Source organism: Paenibacillus sp. FSL H8-0048 (genome assembly GCF_038002825.1).
Lineage (GTDB): Bacteria > Bacillota > Bacilli > Paenibacillales > Paenibacillaceae > Paenibacillus_AQ.
Genome location: NZ_JBBODF010000001.1, coordinates 5,998,095 through 6,016,167, shown reverse-complemented (window position 1 = coordinate 6,016,167; position 18,073 = coordinate 5,998,095). Strand labels below are relative to the sequence as shown.

Sequence of the window (18,073 nt, the reverse complement as noted above, 5' to 3'; positions counted from 1 at the left end):
TGAATAAGCCTCATATCCCTCTGGAATACTATCTTCATTCAAGGCATGTGCAGTAATCTGCTTACTGTCCGCTGCGCGCAGGGAAAATCCGTTCCGCCATGATGCGGAATTCATTCGCGAAGCCTCTGAGCGGATGTCCTGCACGGAATTCCCGGGCATAATAATCAGCCCGATCCACGAAATCCGGGTTCGCCGAGACGTACACATTGCCGATGTATGTGTTACCTTTTTTAAGCTCTGCGGCGATTTTATTCTTAATCTCCCCGGGAATCAAGTCTGTATCATCCCCCATATTGCTTCTGGACATAATCCCGTTATTGCCATTCCCCGGATAATCCTCGGGAGCCGCCATGCCTGTACCGCCAACAGTGCCGGTGCCTGTCAGACTCCCTGGAATGCCGGCCATAGAGCCGCCTGTTCCCGTCATTCCGGGAACACCGGCAGCAGTTCCTCTTCCGGTAGCTTTCTCGCGGGTGGTACTACGGGTGTGTACTCCGCCTGAAGCATGCTCCAGCATTACAGCGACATAAGCGCTTCGGCCAACCATAATAACGTTAGCGGAACGGACTTGCGGCATAGCCGCTACACGGTCAGCCAATTCCTTGCTCATCTCCATGCTGCCGAAGTCATCATCACGCTTCATGTCCCGTGTGGAGTTCACGTGGATTCGCCCGTCTGTCCCCCGTACACTTTTCGTCTGCATATTGCCATTATCTGCCGAATGGCCGGCACTGCAGCCGGTCATACTTAAGGCGCCGACCAGCAAGGCAGCAGACACGGACAAGCCGAATTTCGAGCGCAACATTCCTTCATCTCCCTTAACAGAATAATGTAGTGCAGCGTAACAAGCCTTAGCATGGCTCCTCCACTGCCGGGCTATCCAGAAAGGATTTGGCAATGCCGCCCCCCACAGTCACATGCAAGAGAAATCAGGCGTATCTTATATAACAGCAGACTGTGTTTCTCCGCAGGCAGTCCAGATCAGGAGGGGTAAGCTTGAAAATTCTATTTACGTTTTATGTACCGAGCGGCGGGGTGGAGACCCTGAACAGGCTGCGGTGTGAGAGTCTTCAAAAGAACGGCATCGAATGCCATGTACTCTATCTCATGCCGGGGTCCGGCACTCACAATAGTGTAAGCTTCCCGGTATTCATCACTCCTCAGGATGAAGATATCAGGGCCGTACTGAATGCCCATCATTATGACGCCATCATCGTAACCTCAGATTATCTGCTGCTGGAGCGCTTGCGCCGGCTGGGGTATGGAGGCATCCTGATCTACGAGTCCCAGGGTCTGGGAACACGAAGCGAAGCCCGTAATGTGATTATAGATTCTGTGCCTTATCTGCAATCCTTCTGCAATGCTGTGCTGATTCCCCCCACCGATCATTTACTGGAGCTGTTTATCGAGATCTGCCCCTGGCTCCAACGCTATGTTATTCCGAACCTTGTGGATGTACAAGGATTTCGCTATATCCCCGCCGAGGCGCCGGTTGATCCTGTCATCGCCTGGGTAGGGCGGCTGGAACCCAACAAGAACTGGAGCGAGTACCTGAAGATTGCCCACCATATCCGCAAAGCAAAGCCCAACCTGCATCTCTGGATGTTCCATGATCCAGGCTTGGCCTCCGATGAACAGAAGGCGGCATTCAATGAAGAGCTGCATGCTCTTGGCCTGAATGACCGGCTGAATGTGTTCACGAATATGCCTAACCAGATGATGCCTGTCTACTATTCATCGATTGCCGCTTCAGGAGGCTTCCTGCTGTCCAGCTCGGTCACAGAAGGCTTCGGATATGCGGTAGCTGAAGCTGTCTGCTGCTCCTGTCCTGTACTCAGCACGGATTCCGACGGGGTCAGATCCTTCATCACTCATAATATTACGGGCAAGTTCTACCCCATTGGCAATATAGAGGCTGCCGTTAACGAAGGATTAGAGCTGATGAATAATATCCCGCTGCGTGAAGCCATCTGCTATCAGGGCCGTCAGCATATGGTTACGCATTTCGGATTCGATCAGTATGCACATTCCTTCCGCGAGATGATGAATTCCTTCTCTATCTTTTAGCCATTACAAGCTTCATATCTCCCCAGTCTTCCGGCAAGCGGAAACGGCTTTGCCGTCCTTTTATTCAAAAAAACCTTCAATTCCAGACGTTAGCCTGGGTTGAAGGTTTCTGTGTGTTGTATTGGCATTCTGCCCGGAGGCATCATATCCCCTGTCTGGATACCATCTCAAACAGCTCAGCCTGGAAGACCTGCACACTTCTCTCCCAGGTGAAATTCAAGGAATCCTGCTCTCCCCTGGCGGCCAGACGCCGGCGAAGCTCCCCGTCGTTAATGAGCGTCACAATATCCGCAGCAAGACGGTTCTCATGACGATACGACATCAGGCAGTTTTGCCCGTGTGCACAGTATTCGAGATTTCCTCCTGAATATACAGTAACCAGTGCAGCACCGCAGCGCATCGCTTCCAGTCCCGGCAGTGAACCGGCATCATTGGTACTTGCGCTGACAAAAATATCTGCCTCATTGTAATGATAAGCCAGTTCATCATCATTCCCGGGTGTCCGCAGCTGATAGCTCCCGGTGTTAAGCAAGGCCTGCAGACTCCTTGAAGCGGCATATTCAGCAGGGGGAGTTATAATATAGAGCTCCACCTCAGGATGAAGCCGCTTGACCATATCAAGCTGCTGAATCAGGTATTCCTGTTCCCGGTGGCCGGAGAATCCGCCTTCTGGACGCCGCATAATAGCCGAGACGATCAGCGGCTTGCCCGGGTTGTCTCGGAAATGCATATTATGGAAATCCGGGTCAACACCGACCGGAACAATTCTCCCTTTAATGCCGTGATTGATCCGTATGACCTCCTGCTGCCAGCGGGACAATACAAGCAGGTTGCGGGTAATGCCGTAGGAGGCGAACGACTGATTATTATCCGGCAGGAAATTCGGCTCATAGCATAAGGCCAGCCGGATATGCAGTCCTTTGCCCTGACGGCTGGCCCGCTCAGCAACCGGCACGGTTGTATAATAATTAGAGATAATGACATCCCCGTATGGGAAATGATCTTCTGTAAGGACCGGGGCGGGCACAGGGATAATCGGACAGTTCATCTCATATTCCACAACACCTAAGCTGGGCATCAGAACAACAACTTCATGGCCTATTAATGTCAGGGCGTTCGCCAGCTCCGCTATCATCCGCTGCGCACCGCCTCTGGATAAGGTCAGAACCGGAAAGGTCAGTCTCAATTCCTTCTCTCCTTTCTCAGCAGCTCCGTCAATTTCCCTCTGTGCATGAACTGCACCTTGGCAATTTCCCGGTTCTGCGCTTCGCTGTGCAGAACCGAGCCCATTTCATTATGAACGCGGTAATCCAGCAGCGGCTCTTCTATATAAGACCACTCATAATGAGGCAGAATCCGCAGCCACATATCATAATCCTGTGTATACAGGAGGCTCTCATTAAACCTGCCCACCCCGGAGAGGATCTCCATATCGAGCAGCACCGTGCTGCCGTTCACCGGACAGCCGGACATCATGGTCTGTATGAGGGCCGGTCTGCTCAAGGCCGGCATTCGGACTATATCGGAGAACCGCTGCCCATGCTCATTAATATAGTAGTAAGCCGTATGGTTGAAGGAGGTACCCGAGCTGCGGATGGCTTCTATCTGCCGTCTGATTTTATCGGGATGAAACAGATCGTCCGCGCTTAACCAGGCAAAATAAGCTCCGCTTGCCGCCTCAATTCCCTTATTGAGGGCCGAGCCGGTCCCTCCGTTGGTCTTGCGGATATATACAATCCGGCTTCTATAGGCGTCAAGCTTCTCCGTATGGAGCGTTGAACCGTCATCCACCACGATCAGCTCAATATCCGTGTAGCTCTGGGCCAGCACGCTTTCGACCGCCAGATGTACGTAAGGACAATTGTAGAACGGAATCACCACCGAGACCTTGGTCTTCTGATTCATGCCCCGGCCTCCTCCCTGAGTCATTTATACGGTCTTGCAGGCGAGCAGGGCGTCCAGCGGCGCGTGATTCTCACCGAAGGCTTCCCGGAATGAAGGATTCTCCGCATGGTGGAAGCCCTTCAGTACAGTTACAGCGTAGCCCAGCTTCAGAAAGTCGTCAGGCTCCCAGCCGCTCCAGTGTTTCTGGTAATACTCTCCATGCAGGTTGAAATGGTCCTTCCCCTCCTGCGGGAAGAAGCCCCGCGGTGTAAATACGACGACACGGTTCGCAGCGATGAGCTCTGCCTTACGCAGCAGCTCCATGCCTTCACTCATCGAGAAATGCTCCAGCGAATCGATCAGAGTGACCGCAGAGAAGGTTCCCGGCAGAAACAGTTTATCGATATGACCGGCATCGGCATGAACCGGAATGATATGGGGAGCCTTGTATTTGCGGTGCAGCAGATAAGGTCTGTGGATATCCAGTCCCAGCACCACAGCGGCTTCATACCGCTCCAGCAGCGTACCGGTACCGCTGCCGATATCCAGTATACTCTCGGAGAATTTCAGCTGCTCCAGCAGGACCGGCAGGAAGTCTTTCACTTCGATTTCCCGGTACATATGCTCTCCCTCCTAAGCGTGAATTGCCTGACCCTGGGCTGTGCTGCAGTGCCGGCTGTGCGCTCCGGCGAGCTAGCCGCCCATGGAAGCAATCAGGGCACTTAACGGAGCGTGATAACGGGCACTGGTTGCTGCAGCTTCAGCCATAATGACATCGTAGTGTCTAAGCGTGCCCATTCCCTCATGCCGGCGGTAAGCCGTCAAAGACTGGTTCAGCATCACCGGTGCATAACCGTTCAGAATCGCCCGGTACCACAGATCATAATCATGGGTATACGGCAGTGCTTCATCGAACATTCCGATGGCTCCGAAGATCTCCCGCTTGAACATTACCGTACAGCCGTTGATGGGATTGCCGTACAGGAAGCAGCGCAGATATTCAAGCTGGTTCGGGAATACGGCCGCAGCATTCAGCTCCGTCGCCTGCGAGTTTTCGTTAATGTAGTTGAAGTTGGTATACGAGATCAGCAAACGGTTCTGTTCCATGAACAGAACCTGATTATTGATCTTGTCACGATAGAACATATCATCCGAGCTAAGCCAGACTACATAATCTCCCGTGGCATGGGCAATGCCGTGGTTAAGAGCCGAAGCAGTACCTCCGTTGGCCTTGCCCAGATAGTGAATGTGGGGTAGATAGGGAGTAATCCGCTCTGCATGCATAGTTGAACCGTCATCCACTACAATAATTTCATAAGGCTGCCAGGATTGGCTCATGGCGCTCTGGAGCGCTTGCTCAATATAAGGACAATTGTAAAAAGGAATCACTATGGATACTCTGGGCTTCATAACAACCTTCCTTCCTTACCGGCCCTTGTATAGCCGATAATATCCGCCAGTGAACGGTCCAGTGCAATCTCCGGCTTCCAGCCGGAAATAACAGCATAGTTTCCCGATTCTTCAGGCGTTTCTTTAGTATCAGCAGATTCAAATGGAGGCTTCGCCGGAACGGCAGATGACAGGGAAGGATTGCCCCGGCTGTACTCCTCCTGCGGGCCCCAGTCCACCCTTACCGGAGCCGCAGCATGAGCCAGCAGCTTTGCTGTAACCTCTCCCAGTTCACGCTCTGTCCCCGAATCGATGCGGTAGATCCTGCCGGTCTCGCCCGAATCCAGAATGAAACCATACGCCCTGACCGCATCACGTACATCCAGAAAATCACGCAGCGCATGGCGCGAGGAGAGCCGGAAGGCAGCTGGAGCAGCCGATCCGGCTGCAGCGGCTGCTTCACTGCGCACAATATGCTGCGCCAGCAGGGAACAGAAGCCGGTGGACGGACCAGGGCCAATCAGATTCGAGGGCTCCGCCATCAGCACAGGCTGTGCAAACAGCGTTCCCCAGGCCAGCGATACCAGCTCTTCCAGCGTCTTACTGAGGCTGTAAGGATGAGGCGGGTCTGCCGCACCCGGTCTGTACTTAAGCCGGGAGCCGGCCACCAGAATACGGCTGGCCGGCTGGACACGCAGCGCCTCAAGCAAATATAGAGTAGCCATTACATTGGTTTCCATATAGAGCAGCGGGTCCCGCCAGGACTCCGGGACCGAGTTCCTGCCTGCCAGGTGCAGCACCTGATCCGGCTTCACCGCTCCAATCATTGCCGCCACAGCCCTGCGGTCCCCCAGGTCACAGACAACCTGCTGAACACCCTCCGGGAACAGCTCCGTTTCTGGCTTGCAGCGGACTACAGCAGTAACCTCCGCTCCTCCGGCAGCGAAGTAGGCTACGGCATGCCTGCCGGTAAAGCCGGAAGCTCCGGTAATAAGGAGACGCCGCCGTCCGCTCATGTCGGCAGCTCTGAGCGGCGCATAAAGCCCTCAAGCTCGCTAAGCATACGGGGATAGGACGGCAGCTCAATCGTAACATCGCTTCTCGTGCTGATCAGCGTCCGGTCCTGGACCGGCGTCGGCTGCGGGATGATCTCAACATCCTCTTTATGAAATGCTGCCTGCATCATCTGCAGCAGCTGATATTTGCTTACAGGCTGCGGGTGGGCCAGATGAATCAGCCCGGAGAGATCCGAGTCCAGCAAGGAGTCAATGGCCTTGGCCAGCTCCAGGGTAGTGACTCCATTCCACATCACGCATTCATATCCCGTTACCCGGCCCTTCTGGGCCAGGAACCATTCCATGAGGCCGATTCCGCCGGAGCGGATCTCAGGCCCGATAATGGAGGTGCGGATCGTAAGATGTCCGGGATCACGCACTTCTCCAAGACTCTTGGTAAGGGCGTAGACCGAGGTTCCATCCGCGGCATCCTCCTCTGTGTATCCGCCGCGTGTTCCTTCGAACACGCAGTCGGAGCTGATGTGGATGAGCCGGGCATGAATCTGGTCCGCTGCCCGCCGCAAGCGGTGGGGCAGGAATCCGTTGACATGGTACGCGCCGATCCGGTCCCGTTCGGCGAATTGATTGAGTACCCCCATCGCATTAATAATGCAATGGGGGGAGACGATTTCAACCAGCTTTTCTACACCGGCGATGTCGTCGGCGTCTACATACAACCCTCCAAGATCCTTCTTATCCCGGGTTGTATGGAAGATGTGGTGCTTGCCCTGGCGGCGGAAATACTCCGCCAGCATATGACCTGCCATACCATTTCCGCCGAGAATAAGGAGCTTCACTGGAGGAACCCTCCCCGGATCAGAATGTCCTTGATTTCAGCCTGCTCCATCAGATGATTCTCCGAGCTGAAGCTGCTGAAGGACACATGGGGGTAATGACGGTAATGCTCCTTCAGCTCCGGCATATCAAGCGTAGGCAGAATAACGAGGTACTGCTCGTCGTAGACCACCGTAGTCAGGCTCTCGAAATCGCTCATCAGGATCTCATGGATTTTCTCACCCGGGCGGATGCCGGTCTCAATCATACTGACATCCGTCCGCCCGGAAGCTTCGATCAGCACATCGGCCAAATCCACGATCCGGCAGGTCGGCATGGTCATGACGAAGATCTCGCCGCCGATACTGACATCGGATGCCTTGAACAACAGGGTAATGGCATCGCGCAGGGTGAAAAAGAACCGGGTCATGTTCATATCCGTAATTCTTACCTGTCCCTTGTCCTTGATCTGCTTCATGAACAGATGGACCACGCTGCCGTTCGTTCCCAGCACATTGCCTCCGCGCACGGTAACAAACTTGGTGCCTGAGCCGATCAGATTGGCATAGACGAACAGCTTCTCACCGATAGCCTTGGTCATGCCGTAGAAGTTCGACGGATTAGCTGCCTTGTCGGTAGAGATGTAGATCGCCTTCTCCACATTGTTGGCAATCGCCGCTTCAATGACATTTTGTGTGCCGACCACATTCGTCTTAAGTGCCTCGTATGGCTGGTCTTCGCAGACAGGCACGTGCTTGAGTGCAGCCAGATGAAAGACATAATCCACACCGCGGCAGGCAGCCACCAGCGCATCCTTGTCACGGATATCGCCGATGATGAAGCTGAGATGCTTATCTTCAAATTCACGGCTCATGGCTACCTGTGCAGACTCACTGCGGGAGAATACGATGATTTCTTTGGGATGCTGCGGCAGCAGCTGCCGGATCAGCTCATGCCCCCAGGAACCGGTACCGCCTGTAACCAGAATCCGTTTATTATTGAACATGCAGGTTCCCTCCAAGCAGAAATTTAACTACCTTTACCGAGACACCTTGGGCAAGGTACCCTTCCGGCGCCTCCCAATCGGGCTTAAGCGACGTCATCAGCACGGTGCAGCGCAGAATGCTGTTCTGTTCTACCCCGGACACTACATTACTTCCGCAATCGACGGTCTCCGGGCGTTCTGTCGTCCGGCGTATGGTTACCGTAGGTACTCCCATCAGGCAACATTCCTCTTGAACGGTGCCGCTGTCGGTAATGGCGCACAGGGCATAACGTTCCAGATGAACAAAGTCAAAAAATCCGAAGGGTTCGTGAAACTCCACCAGCGGGTTCATAGTCAGCGGGAACTGCTCCGTAAGCTTGGAGCGTGTACGGGGATGGATGCTGCAGATCAGGCGGAGCCCCAAATGCTCAGCCACCAGGTTCAGGCCGGACATAATCTGGTGCAGCGACTCCGGATCATCGACATTCTCGGCCCGGTGGGCGGTCACCAGCAGATACCGGCCGGCTTCAAGCTTCAGCCGGGACAGGATGCCGCTGGCTGCGATTCGCTCTTCGTAATGCGTAATCACCTCATGGATGGGATTCCCGGTTAACACGATACGCTGGCTGGGGAACCCTTCGCTGAGCAGATGTCTTTTACTCTGCTGGGTATACGGCATATTTATGGTAGAGACGGCATCTATGACACGGCGGTTTTTCTCCTCCGGCACTTTCAGATCGTAACAGCGGTTGCCTGCTTCCATATGCACCACAGGGATGCCCATCCGCTCGGCCAGAACGGCACACAGCGCACTGTTGGTGTCACCCAGCAGCAGCACCCGGTCCGGCTGCTCCTGGAGCAGAATGCTCTCCAGGCTGCCGAACATGGCGGCCAGCTGGCCCCCGAGTCCGGCCTGCTTATCCTGCAGCACGTAGTCCGGTGCGCGCAGTCCCAGCTCGGCGAAGAATACCCCGCTCAGGCTGGCCGTGAAATTCTGTCCCGTATGCACCAGCACATGCCGATCCGCATACCGGTCCAGCAGCGGGATGATGACACTTAAGCGGATGATCTCGGGCCGTGTGCCCAAAATCGTCATGATCTTCATGGGTTCACTCCCCTTTGATTATGGCCTGCCCTCAGGAACCGGGCAGGCTGCTCAGGATGCCTTGCGCCGCCGCTTGCTCCGGCGGCTTCCGGCATGGCCCGCGCGGCGCTTCTTGCCGCCGCCGCTGGCCCGCCCGCGCGCGGAGCCTGCCGCGCGCTTCTTGCGGCGCGGGCTCTTTCCCGCCGCGCCGCTCCGGGACTTGGCGCGGCGCAGCCTGCCGCGCCGCAGCTTCGCGGCCCGCAGCCGTGCGGCGCGTCGCCCGGACTTGCCCCGCGGCGGCTCGGCCGCGGGGGCGCTCTTCCCGTCCGCCGGCGCAGCTGCGGGCGGAGCTTCGGGGCCGCCGCTGAGCTGCGGCGGCTGGAGGCAGTAGCGGAGATGCCATCTCTCCGCTAAGCCTTGCAGCCGGGCGCGGTAAGCCGCCGGGCCGTAGACGGCCTCGATGTGCTCCCGCGCCTGCCGGCCAATGCCGGCCGCCATCGCCTGGTCGGCCAGCAGCGTGTTCACCCGCCCGGCCAGCGCGTCGATGTCTCCCGCCGGCACAAGCAGCTCGCCGCAGCCTGCGGCGTTCAGGATCTCCCGCAGGCCGCCGGAATCATAAGCGACGACCGGCTTGCTGAAGGCATAGCCCTCCAGGGCCGTCATACCGAAGCCTTCCCGGATCAGGCTGGGGACAACGAGCAGATCCATCGCGCAGTAAGCGGCCGGCAGACATTCTTCGTATCCGACAAACCGGAAGCGTGAGGTCAGTCCCTCCAGCTTCACCTTGCGGACACAGCGCTCATAGTAGCTTTTATCACCGGGAGTCCCCACTACGAGGTAGCGGGCAGCCGGATGCTGCTCATGCACCAGAACCGCCATCTTGACGAAATGCTCCAGCCCCTTCTCCTTATTAATGAAGGAAGAGACATAGCCGATCAGCGGGTCCCCCGGGGCAATCTTCAGCTCACTCCGCCGTTCTCCGCGCAGCTTGCTCCAGGCCTCGAACATCAAATCCGCGTCACTCCATGACGGAGGCAGCTGGGTCACCTTGCTATCGCGGATCTCCTCGGGGAAGCACGCTGCCGCTGTCTGTGAAATCGCCAGAATCTCATCGCTGTGTTTGTGGATCAGCTCTACGCTGACCGGGGTGAACTCGTTGTCTGTAATGGTCTCCGAGATCTTCCAGATCACCGGTATGCCCAGTGTCTTCGCCGCGATTGGCGGCAGGGCATGCACACAGGTGCTGGTAATCACGAAGGACGGGCGGAGCTCCGCAAGCCAGTGCGTAAGCTCATGATATTCCCGGCCCTCCTGCAGCTTGCGGATGTCTGCCGGCAGACCGGCATAAGGGGTGTACACTCCATAGACCAGCGGAATAGACATCAGCCGGACCTGAAGGCCGTAGCTCCGGGCCAGCTGTGTCAGCTTCCCGTCCTGCGGAGCTACGAGGATACAATTGAAGTAAGGAGACAGCTCCCGGCTGAAGAATAACAGCAGCTTCTCCGCACCCGTAATACTGCGTGTGTTGGAGACATGGGAAAAGAGGACGATCGTCGCTTTGTCGGCCATGGTGTCTCGGCGCTCCCCTGCGAAGGGCTGTGGAGCAGCCATTCACCTCCTAATTTTGAATGCACACAATCAACTATCACTCAGCAGTGCTCCTGCTTGGGACGGGTATATTAGCTGACAGGCTAACATCTCTCTGCCCGGTACTCCAGTATATTGAGGGGGCACAGATGCCGGCACGACACCTGTCCCCTGTGATACGCACATTTTGCTGACAGCCTGTTCTACGATTGCCCTGCTGGCTTACCCGTAAATTATAGTGAGCAGCTGACTTAGACGTCTGGTATACGTGTGATCCCTCAGCGTCCGTTCGAAGGCGCGGAGGGACATCTCCCGGCGCTCTTCCTCGTGCGTCAGATAGTACTGGATTTTGTCCAACAGCTCGCGGGGGCTGGAGTAGGTGTCGATCTCTTCGCCCACCTTGTAGAAGGAGCCGAGATCGTCACGGGCATCGCAGAGCTGCAGCGTGCCGCTGGCAGCAATCTCGAACGTACGCGGATTCGGCGATACGGCCGGAATATACAGCGTGTTATTGTTGACGGCATCGTCGATATGCGAGCGGTGAAGGTTGATCACAATCTTCGAGCCGCTGTAAGTTACAGCCGTCTCCTGAGGGGACATCCACTTGCCGATCTCAATCCGGTCGCCATAGAGCGGCGCTTCAGGCAACCGGTCCCACCAGATTCCGTTAATGACCGTGTTGTAGCTCATCAGCTCCGGCATAATATCGCGGAAGAAGTTAATCCGGTTCCAGTACGCGGACCCGATGAAGCTGACATCCCGGCTGACCGGCGACCGGCCGGTAGTCGGACGGTAATGCTCACGGTGCGCGGCAAAAGGCAGATAGTGGACCTCCGTGCAGCCAAGGCCGCGGTAGATCTCTACGCAATTACGCTCCAGAGTGAATACATAATCATAATGGGCCACAATCTTCATGGTGAAATCCGTGTAATACGGATCATCGGTCAGCCAGATTGCGGTCTTGATGCCCTGGCCGCGCAGAATAGCCACCTGCTCCAGCGGCAAATCCAGACCATCCAGCACCAGCACGAGATCAGGACGCTGGGCGGCTGCCAGCTCCACCAGATTCTGGCGCACATCGGTAATCGTGACCTGAACCGTCTGCCGCTGCAGAGCGAAGAGCACTGCATCATCCAGCGGTGAATACGGGTATCCCTTGCCTGAAGCCACGTACATCACATGGATATTCCTTACCGGCTGCGGCTCCTCCGGGCGTCCGTCCAGCACAGCCAGCCGGCCCCGCAGATAACCTTCGTCATAACCGCCTTTGAAGCCGGTCAGGCGGCCCCGCAGCTTCTCTTCCTCCGCAGGGGTTCTCGGCAATGGCGGGGCAGGCATAATAAATTCATTGTTCATGAGTATTCGCTCCTTTTGATCCATAATGAAATTCACCCTCTTGAAGTAAGAACACCCAGTAAATGAGGCAAACGTGAAGCAAAGGTATGCCGGCGCAGCGTGGTCTGCAGTGCCCGCAGCGCATACCCGCGGCGCTCCTTCTCGTGCTTCAGGTAGTAATCAATTTTGCGCTTCAGCTCATCGGCAGAAGCGAAGGTCTCCAGATCCCTGCCCGGCTTGTAGTGGATATCCAGATCCTGCCGGATATCGGTCAGCTGCATCGTCCCGCAGGCGCTGATCTCATAGGTCCGGGGATTAATGGAGAGGGACGGAAGCTGGAACGTATTCCGGTTATCCATCCCTCCTTCCCAGGGCCGGTGGATATTGATGACCAGCTTGGCGCCGCTGTAATAATTGGCGGTCTCCTCCGGCGGGATGAAGCCCTCTCTGATGTACGGAGACAGCTCCTGGAAGTGGGCCAGCCGCTCCCAAAATCCGCCGGCGATCAGCACCTTCTTCCCCCGCAGAAAGGGGACCAGTTCATCGAACAGCTCCGTACGGTTGCGGAAGGCATTGCCGATGAACACGACATCATAGTGATATTGCGGTCCGATGTGGCGCGGATAGAACATCTGGGGGTTGACGCACAGCGGAAGGTAGTGCACAGATGCCGTCCCCAGCGAACGGTAGAATTCCACACAGCCCAGCTCATGCGTGAATACATAATCGTAATGCCGGCAGATGACGGATGTGTCCTCGGTGAAATAAGGATCATCCACAAACCAGATCGCCGCCGGAATACCCAGCTGCCGTATTGCCGTAATTTGTTCCAGATGATTCTCCGGAAATACATGCAGACCGTTCATCACCAGCACCGCCTCCGGCATTTCGCGCGCAGCCACCTCCAGCATAGTTTCCGGAGAACAGATGATCAGCTCGCTTACCAGCAGCCGCAGCGCTTCTGCGACTCCCGTATCGATAGCCTGAAACCCCTGGGGAACATACATCAGTTTTAACGGCTGGCGTTCCCCCGCTTCAGGGGTATTCAGGCGCTTCACGGCTTCGCACAGGCCGAGATGGTACCCTTGCAGATAACCATCCCGGTAATCCCGTGGAAGCCCGCCTCTCTTTTTTGTTTTCACGGCCTTCACCCTGCCCCGTTAGATTCTCAAGACAGTAGTACTATATGCGGAGTCAGCATCCGCCTCATGGACATCTGTCTGTGTCGCGGTGAAATTGGCTGATGCCCCCCGTCATTCGCCCGCTTGGCCCGAACCTCTGCAGAATTCATCCACTCTTGTCCAGCGAGTGAAGAGCCTGCACTCTGAAGCCTATTCAAGTCCTTTGCGGGTACAGCGGAAATCATCTACAATTAAAGGCATCACCTTTCGAGGAGGCACTAAGATATGAGTTCAATCTATGGCCCTATGCTGTATCTCCGCCATGTCGAGCTGCTGCGCGATGCGGTCCCTTCCTTCGGAAGCTATCCGTTTAATCTGCCGGTGGTACGTACCCTGGAACGGCTTGCTTTTCAGAAGCAGGTTACTTTTCTTGTAGGGGAGAACGGCAGCGGAAAGTCTACCTTGCTGGAGGGCATTGCTGCTGCCTGGGGGTTCAATCCGGAAGGCGGGACGCTGAATTTCTCGTTTAATACCCGTGCCTCGCATTCCAGTCTCTATGAATATTTGCGGATTGCCAAAGGGGTGAAGCGGCCGAAGGACGGCTTTTTCCTGCGTGCGGAGAGCTATTACAATGTAGCTTCTTATATCGATGAGCTGGATGAGGAGCCGGGCATGGGGAACCGGATTAAAGACTCCTATGGAGGAAGCTCGCTGCATGAGCAGTCGCATGGAGAATCCTTCTTCTCCACGTTCGTTCACCGCTTTGGCGGACAGGGCATCTATATTCTGGACGAGCCCGAGGCTGCATTGTCTCCCCTGCGGCAAATGTCACTGCTGGCGCGGATGCATGAGCTGGCGAAGCAGAATTCCCAGTTCATCATCGCCACCCACTCCCCAATCCTGATGTCCTATCCAGGTGCGGATATTCTTCAGCTGGAGGGGGAGAGTATTACGCCTGTTGCACTGGAAGATACGGCTCATTACACGGTCACCCGCGCCTTCATGACTAACCGGGAGAAGATGCTCCGCGAGTTGCTGGACGACCGTTAAAATAACCCAAAAACTTAAAAAAGACACCTCAAGGCGTTGAACGCCCGAGATGTCTTTTGAATTGGCATAGCTGCTCTGTATTTCTCTAATAAAGCTGGTCATCCTTCTCTGTATTACAATCACTGTATTCATTCAGGAGCGCATCCAGCTTCACCGATTGGCGGAGAACCCGGACATCCTGCATCCCGTACTCCAAGGCCAGTTTGTTCAGTTCCTGTCTTGCCTGTTCGATCTTATCCTTGTATTCTTCATTCCCCATAGCGGCCCCCTTGTAGGATGAGGCTGTATCAAGCCATTTCCACTCTTTTACTAAAGTTCCAAACACATTGTATTCTATAATCCGCTAGGGGTCAATTAAGGGTTTGACATGACAGGTTATTTCAGCAGCCTCGTCAGCTTATGCAGCGTCCAGCCCAGCATCGCTACCGCCATCATATCGAAGCAGACATTGAACAGGAACAGATGCTTGCCGATATCCGCACGGCCGTCACCGAGGATCGGAACCAGGAACGAGAACAGCCCGATCAGTCCCAGCAGCATCATCAATTCTCCGGCGATCCGCCCCGCTGCCTCCTTCGTACGGAAGTATTGATAGAGCACTCCGGCGTAATACACTAGATAGAAAATTGCCAGGAATCCGAGGGAATGCGGCAGATGCTTGTTCTTAAGCTCGCTCCACCCGCTGTACATTCCTGCTACCGCGCCCGCAGGCTTGCCCTCGCTTTTCTCATAGCTTCCGAGATAGTAGGGACGGATCGACATGCTGTTAGCAGCCGCATGCTTCATATTCTCTATTAACCGGCCGGGATGCTTCATATAAAAGAAAAGCACATCCTTATGTGATACACGGTCATAGAAATCCGGACCCAGCGATGGATCATCCTGCTTGATCGCCGTATCCCCCTGGAAATAATTCGTCCCCGCCAGTACTTCCAGGTGCTCCGGCAGCCCCAGGTCGCGCAGATCCCCGCGCACATCCGGTGACTCATTCAGAATGCCGAAGAACACCGTCTGATACAGGTTGATATGCTTAAGCTCCTTCGGCGCTGTCACGTACATAATCACGGATACCAGTGCTGTAGCCACCCCAAGCCCAAGTGCCAGCTTACGCCAGTTGCCTGTTCCATGCAGCGTCCGCAGGCGCAGGAAGATCAGCGCGAAGGCGAGGCCGACGGGGGCATTCTGGATTTTGGAGCAGATCAGGAACAGCACAGCCACGAAGAACAGCGTAAGTCCTTTGGAGGACGGCTGCTCCTGCCCGGTAAGCCTCAGACCCAGCGCGAACGTAAGCAGCATGAAGACCATCGACACGGGTTCGCCGAACAGAGAGTTGAAATAAGCCAGATAGCCGATATCGTAGAACACAAACAGCATTCCCGCACCCAGCAGCAGTCCCGTGGCATAGGAGCTTTTCGCGCCCAGTTTGACGATCATCCACGTGGCAGCCAGCAGCAGCACTGCATATACAACTGCCAGAAGACGGATATCGAAGTAACTGCCGTGAAATACCCCCGCAAGCAGCCTTGGCACCAGCACCAGCAGAATTTGCGAGGACGGGTAGAAGCCCTTGAACAGATCATCATAGGCAAATTTAGAATGACTGTAGCTGAAGAAGCGGTCCGCATAATCCTCCCCGGCATCAAAATAATTCAGTCCCACTGTATTCATCATCCGCAGAAAATCGCCGTTATCGGCAACGCCTATGAAGGGCCGCACGAACAGCAAATATAGGATCAGCACAGCACCGGCCAGCGAGATGAGAACCTCGGGTTTCCATAATCTTTTCATAACATCCTCCTAACGCTGCGGAAGCAGCTTCGCATATTCATCAGATAAGCCCATCAGCTTCAGGATGTAGTCGTAATCGCTCTGATAGGCACTGAAATCTTTAACGGGCTCATGCGTATCCAGCGAGACTGCCACACCGTCCGCGAAGCTTTTACCGGGCACGAACAATACTTCATCATTGAAAAAAGAGCCTGTCGGCAAATAATAGCGCATGCCCACCACGTTGCGGTCCACATTCAGCAGATCATGCCCGAACGCTGTGAACCCTTCGTCCTTCAGCGATACCCCGAGCAGATTGGCTACCGTCGGCAGCACATCCAGCTGTCCGCCGGTCCGCTCCACAACCTGTCCCTGCTTCATGCCGGGCACATGGATCACGAGCGGAATGTTGAACCGGCTGATCCGGTCGTCATACTTGATGCCCAGCGCGTCCTCTACCTGCTCCGCCGGGACATCCTTCGGCTGGAGGCCGAAATGGTCTCCGTACAACACCAGCACGGTATCATCCCACATCCCCTGCTGCTTCAATTCGTCAATCAGCGTGCCTATCGCATAATCCGTATAGTTCACTGCGGTCAGATAATCGCCCAGCATCGTGCCCTGGAGCTTGTCCGGCACCTGAATGCGGCGGAAGCTGTCCGGCACCTTGAACGGATGATGGCTGGAGGCCGTCACCAGTTGGGCATAGAAAGGCGTGCCCTTCTGATGCAGCACCGCCAGCTTCTCCACGGCAGTAGCATAGAGCTGCTCATCGGAAGCCCCGAACGAATTGAAATGGTCATTTTTGAAGGAGCCCTTGTCATAGTATCCATTGAAGCCAAGCGCCGGATAGAGCTCATTCCGGTTCCAGAAGCCCACCTTGTTCACATGGAACGTATACGCCTCATACCCCTTATCCCGTAAAAGCCGCGGCAGTCCCGGCAGCTCCCGGTCCCCGAAGCCTGTGGACATGGCCAGCGAAGCGATCGGATAGATTGAGGTGTTGCTCATGAATTCCGCATCCGAGGTATTGCCCGGACCTACCTGCTGATACACATGCGGGAAATAAAAGCCCTCTGCGGCCAGGCCATTCAGCACCGGCGTCAGCTCCTGACCCTCCAGTGACTGATGCAGCGGGAAATTCTGAAACGCCTCCATCTGGATGATGATGACGTTTTTCCCTTTTTGCGATCCGAAATGCTCCGGCAGTCCGCCTGTCGCAGCCTTGTATGGATAGGTAGCCTCCAGCGTTTGCACCTTAGCTATCGTCTCCTGAATATCACCGGTCCCGATGAGGCCGTTATCCTCCCGGGCCTTGATCGCCGCCACCACCTCATAATTCAGGAATCCGGCCGTCTCCGCCTGAACCAGCTCATTGGTAATTCCCCGGGCCGAATGAATCGAATACGCTGACAGCGAGCCGCCTCCAAGGATTGCCACCAGCAGCACCACCAGATATACGCTTCGTGGTCTGCGAGCAAGCTGACTATCCCTCTGCCACTGCGCAGAGCCCTTCTTCCATCTGCGGAATAGCGAATAGATCATCACTATCAGCAGATCGGCAAAAAACAGATAGTCGATCCACTCAATCGTAGATTCCACACTCTCTTTTACCTGAAAGACCTGGTTCAGCTCATAGAGCGCCAGATAGGTAGGTACCGAGCCGAAATGATTGAAGTACACACTGGCCGCGAAGAACAGCAGCGACAATAGGCCATTTAAACTCCAGAAGACCCCTTTTCGCATCCGCCGGGGTGTGATTACAGCCAGTACACCCAGCAGCAGGAGTACCGGCGCCAGATCCGCAGCGATCCACTCCCAGGCAATCCGGTCGAAGAACAGCCCTCTCAGCAGCATCAGCTTCAGCCACAGCAGTCCCGCCACGATATAGAAATGAGCCTGCGCAGACGCAGGTTTGCCCTCTCTCATTGCAATCCCCTCTTACTCTCTTCATTAATAGTGGTGTAAAATTAAT

The 18,073-nt window shown here is 55.5% G+C and carries 17 protein-coding genes; 2 read left to right on the top strand and 15 right to left on the bottom strand.

The annotated features are described in order from the left end of the window. Positions 1–61: 61 nt before the first annotated feature. The gene (locus NSU18_RS26090) at positions 62–805 is read right to left on the bottom strand and encodes a YhcN/YlaJ family sporulation lipoprotein (RefSeq protein ID WP_341150410.1); all 744 of its coding nucleotides are present in this window, start codon (positions 803–805) and stop codon (positions 62–64) included. A gap of 191 nt (positions 806–996) precedes the next feature. On the opposite strand from NSU18_RS26090, the gene NSU18_RS26085 reads away from it, so the two are divergent. Further along, complete coding sequence (locus NSU18_RS26085) at positions 997–2,067, top strand: glycosyltransferase family 4 protein (protein WP_341017017.1); 1,071 nt, start codon at positions 997–999, stop codon at positions 2,065–2,067. A gap of 142 nt (positions 2,068–2,209) precedes the next feature. Here the strand turns inward: NSU18_RS26085 and NSU18_RS26080 are convergent, their stop codons facing one another. From NSU18_RS26080 to NSU18_RS26030, 11 genes are all read right to left on the bottom strand, one after another. Beyond that, a complete protein-coding gene (locus NSU18_RS26080) occupies positions 2,210–3,253 on the bottom strand; it encodes a glycosyltransferase family 4 protein (RefSeq protein ID WP_341017016.1) in 1,044 nt (347 codons plus the stop codon). After that, positions 3,250–3,972 (bottom strand): glycosyltransferase family 2 protein, encoded by a 723-nt coding sequence (locus NSU18_RS26075; RefSeq protein ID WP_341150409.1) that lies wholly within the window; start codon positions 3,970–3,972, stop codon positions 3,250–3,252. Before NSU18_RS26075 ends, NSU18_RS26080 begins: the two co-directional genes overlap by 4 nt. A gap of 24 nt (positions 3,973–3,996) precedes the next feature. Continuing rightward, positions 3,997–4,572, bottom strand: coding sequence for a class I SAM-dependent methyltransferase (locus NSU18_RS26070; protein WP_341017012.1), 576 nt, complete (start codon positions 4,570–4,572; stop codon positions 3,997–3,999). A gap of 72 nt (positions 4,573–4,644) precedes the next feature. Beyond that, complete coding sequence (locus tag NSU18_RS26065) at positions 4,645–5,361, bottom strand: glycosyltransferase (RefSeq protein WP_341017011.1); 717 nt, start codon at positions 5,359–5,361, stop codon at positions 4,645–4,647. Continuing rightward, positions 5,358–6,356 carry an NAD-dependent epimerase/dehydratase family protein gene (locus tag NSU18_RS26060; protein ID WP_341150408.1) on the bottom strand — a complete coding sequence of 333 codons (999 nt, stop codon included), beginning with the start codon at positions 6,354–6,356 and terminating at the stop codon, positions 5,358–5,360. Before NSU18_RS26060 ends, NSU18_RS26065 begins: the two co-directional genes overlap by 4 nt. Then, complete coding sequence (locus tag NSU18_RS26055) at positions 6,353–7,192, bottom strand: dTDP-4-dehydrorhamnose reductase family protein (protein WP_341150407.1); 840 nt, start codon at positions 7,190–7,192, stop codon at positions 6,353–6,355. The genes NSU18_RS26060 and NSU18_RS26055 overlap by 4 nt, the downstream gene beginning before the upstream one ends. Then, positions 7,189–8,175 carry a polysaccharide biosynthesis protein gene (locus NSU18_RS26050; RefSeq protein ID WP_340938402.1) on the bottom strand — a complete coding sequence of 329 codons (987 nt, stop codon included), beginning with the start codon at positions 8,173–8,175 and terminating at the stop codon, positions 7,189–7,191. The genes NSU18_RS26055 and NSU18_RS26050 overlap by 4 nt, the downstream gene beginning before the upstream one ends. After that, positions 8,165–9,259, bottom strand: coding sequence for a non-hydrolyzing UDP-N-acetylglucosamine 2-epimerase (gene wecB / locus NSU18_RS26045; RefSeq protein WP_341017008.1), 1,095 nt, complete (start codon positions 9,257–9,259; stop codon positions 8,165–8,167). Before wecB ends, NSU18_RS26050 begins: the two co-directional genes overlap by 11 nt. 51 nt (positions 9,260–9,310) lie before the next feature. Then, on the bottom strand, positions 9,311–10,849 hold the full coding sequence (locus NSU18_RS26040; protein ID WP_341150406.1) for a glycosyltransferase family 4 protein: 1,539 nt from the start codon (positions 10,847–10,849) through the stop codon (positions 9,311–9,313). Between the two features lie 198 nt (positions 10,850–11,047). Beyond that, a complete protein-coding gene (locus tag NSU18_RS26035) occupies positions 11,048–12,181 on the bottom strand; it encodes a CgeB family protein (protein ID WP_341017005.1) in 1,134 nt (377 codons plus the stop codon). Positions 12,182–12,213: 32 nt separating this feature from the next. Continuing rightward, positions 12,214–13,311: a CgeB family protein gene (locus tag NSU18_RS26030; protein ID WP_445321826.1), complete on the bottom strand. Its 1,098-nt coding sequence runs from the start codon at positions 13,309–13,311 to the stop codon at positions 12,214–12,216. Positions 13,312–13,566: 255 nt separating this feature from the next. Between NSU18_RS26030 and NSU18_RS26025 the strand changes: the two genes are divergently transcribed. Further along, on the top strand, positions 13,567–14,331 hold the full coding sequence (locus NSU18_RS26025; protein WP_341150404.1) for an AAA family ATPase: 765 nt from the start codon (positions 13,567–13,569) through the stop codon (positions 14,329–14,331). An 85-nt stretch (positions 14,332–14,416) separates the two neighbouring features. On the opposite strand, the gene NSU18_RS26020 is transcribed toward NSU18_RS26025, so the two are convergent. From NSU18_RS26020 to NSU18_RS26010, 3 genes are all read right to left on the bottom strand, one after another. Next, positions 14,417–14,590: an aspartyl-phosphate phosphatase Spo0E family protein gene (locus NSU18_RS26020; protein WP_341017000.1), complete on the bottom strand. Its 174-nt coding sequence runs from the start codon at positions 14,588–14,590 to the stop codon at positions 14,417–14,419. Positions 14,591–14,706: 116 nt separating this feature from the next. Continuing rightward, positions 14,707–16,119 carry a glycan biosynthesis hexose transferase WsfD gene (gene wsfD / locus NSU18_RS26015; protein WP_341150403.1) on the bottom strand — a complete coding sequence of 471 codons (1,413 nt, stop codon included), beginning with the start codon at positions 16,117–16,119 and terminating at the stop codon, positions 14,707–14,709. Positions 16,120–16,128: 9 nt separating this feature from the next. After that, complete coding sequence (locus NSU18_RS26010; RefSeq protein WP_341016997.1) at positions 16,129–18,027, bottom strand: LTA synthase family protein; 1,899 nt, start codon at positions 18,025–18,027, stop codon at positions 16,129–16,131. Positions 18,028–18,073: the final 46 nt, after the last annotated feature.

Excerpts from the sequence above, each read along its gene's own strand:
- NSU18_RS26090 (WP_341150410.1), bottom strand. The coding sequence starts at position 805 with ATGTTGCGCTCGAAATTCGGCTTGTCCGTGTCTGCTGCCTTGCTGGTC.
- NSU18_RS26075 (WP_341150409.1), bottom strand. The coding sequence starts at position 3,972 with ATGAATCAGAAGACCAAGGTCTCGGTGGTGATTCCGTTCTACAATTGT.
- NSU18_RS26070 (WP_341017012.1), bottom strand. The coding sequence starts at position 4,572 with ATGTACCGGGAAATCGAAGTGAAAGACTTCCTGCCGGTCCTGCTGGAG.
- NSU18_RS26065 (WP_341017011.1), bottom strand. The coding sequence starts at position 5,361 with ATGAAGCCCAGAGTATCCATAGTGATTCCTTTTTACAATTGTCCTTAT.
- NSU18_RS26060 (WP_341150408.1), bottom strand. The coding sequence starts at position 6,356 with ATGAGCGGACGGCGGCGTCTCCTTATTACCGGAGCTTCCGGCTTTACC.
- NSU18_RS26050 (WP_340938402.1), bottom strand. The coding sequence starts at position 8,175 with ATGTTCAATAATAAACGGATTCTGGTTACAGGCGGTACCGGTTCCTGG.
- wecB (WP_341017008.1), bottom strand. The coding sequence starts at position 9,259 with ATGAAGATCATGACGATTTTGGGCACACGGCCCGAGATCATCCGCTTA.
- NSU18_RS26040 (WP_341150406.1), bottom strand. The coding sequence starts at position 10,849 with ATGGCTGCTCCACAGCCCTTCGCAGGGGAGCGCCGAGACACCATGGCC.
- NSU18_RS26035 (WP_341017005.1), bottom strand. The coding sequence starts at position 12,181 with ATGAACAATGAATTTATTATGCCTGCCCCGCCATTGCCGAGAACCCCT.
- NSU18_RS26025 (WP_341150404.1), top strand. The coding sequence starts at position 13,567 with ATGAGTTCAATCTATGGCCCTATGCTGTATCTCCGCCATGTCGAGCTG.
- NSU18_RS26020 (WP_341017000.1), bottom strand. The coding sequence starts at position 14,590 with ATGGGGAATGAAGAATACAAGGATAAGATCGAACAGGCAAGACAGGAA.
- wsfD (WP_341150403.1), bottom strand. The coding sequence starts at position 16,119 with ATGAAAAGATTATGGAAACCCGAGGTTCTCATCTCGCTGGCCGGTGCT.
- NSU18_RS26010 (WP_341016997.1), bottom strand. The coding sequence starts at position 18,027 with ATGAGAGAGGGCAAACCTGCGTCTGCGCAGGCTCATTTCTATATCGTG.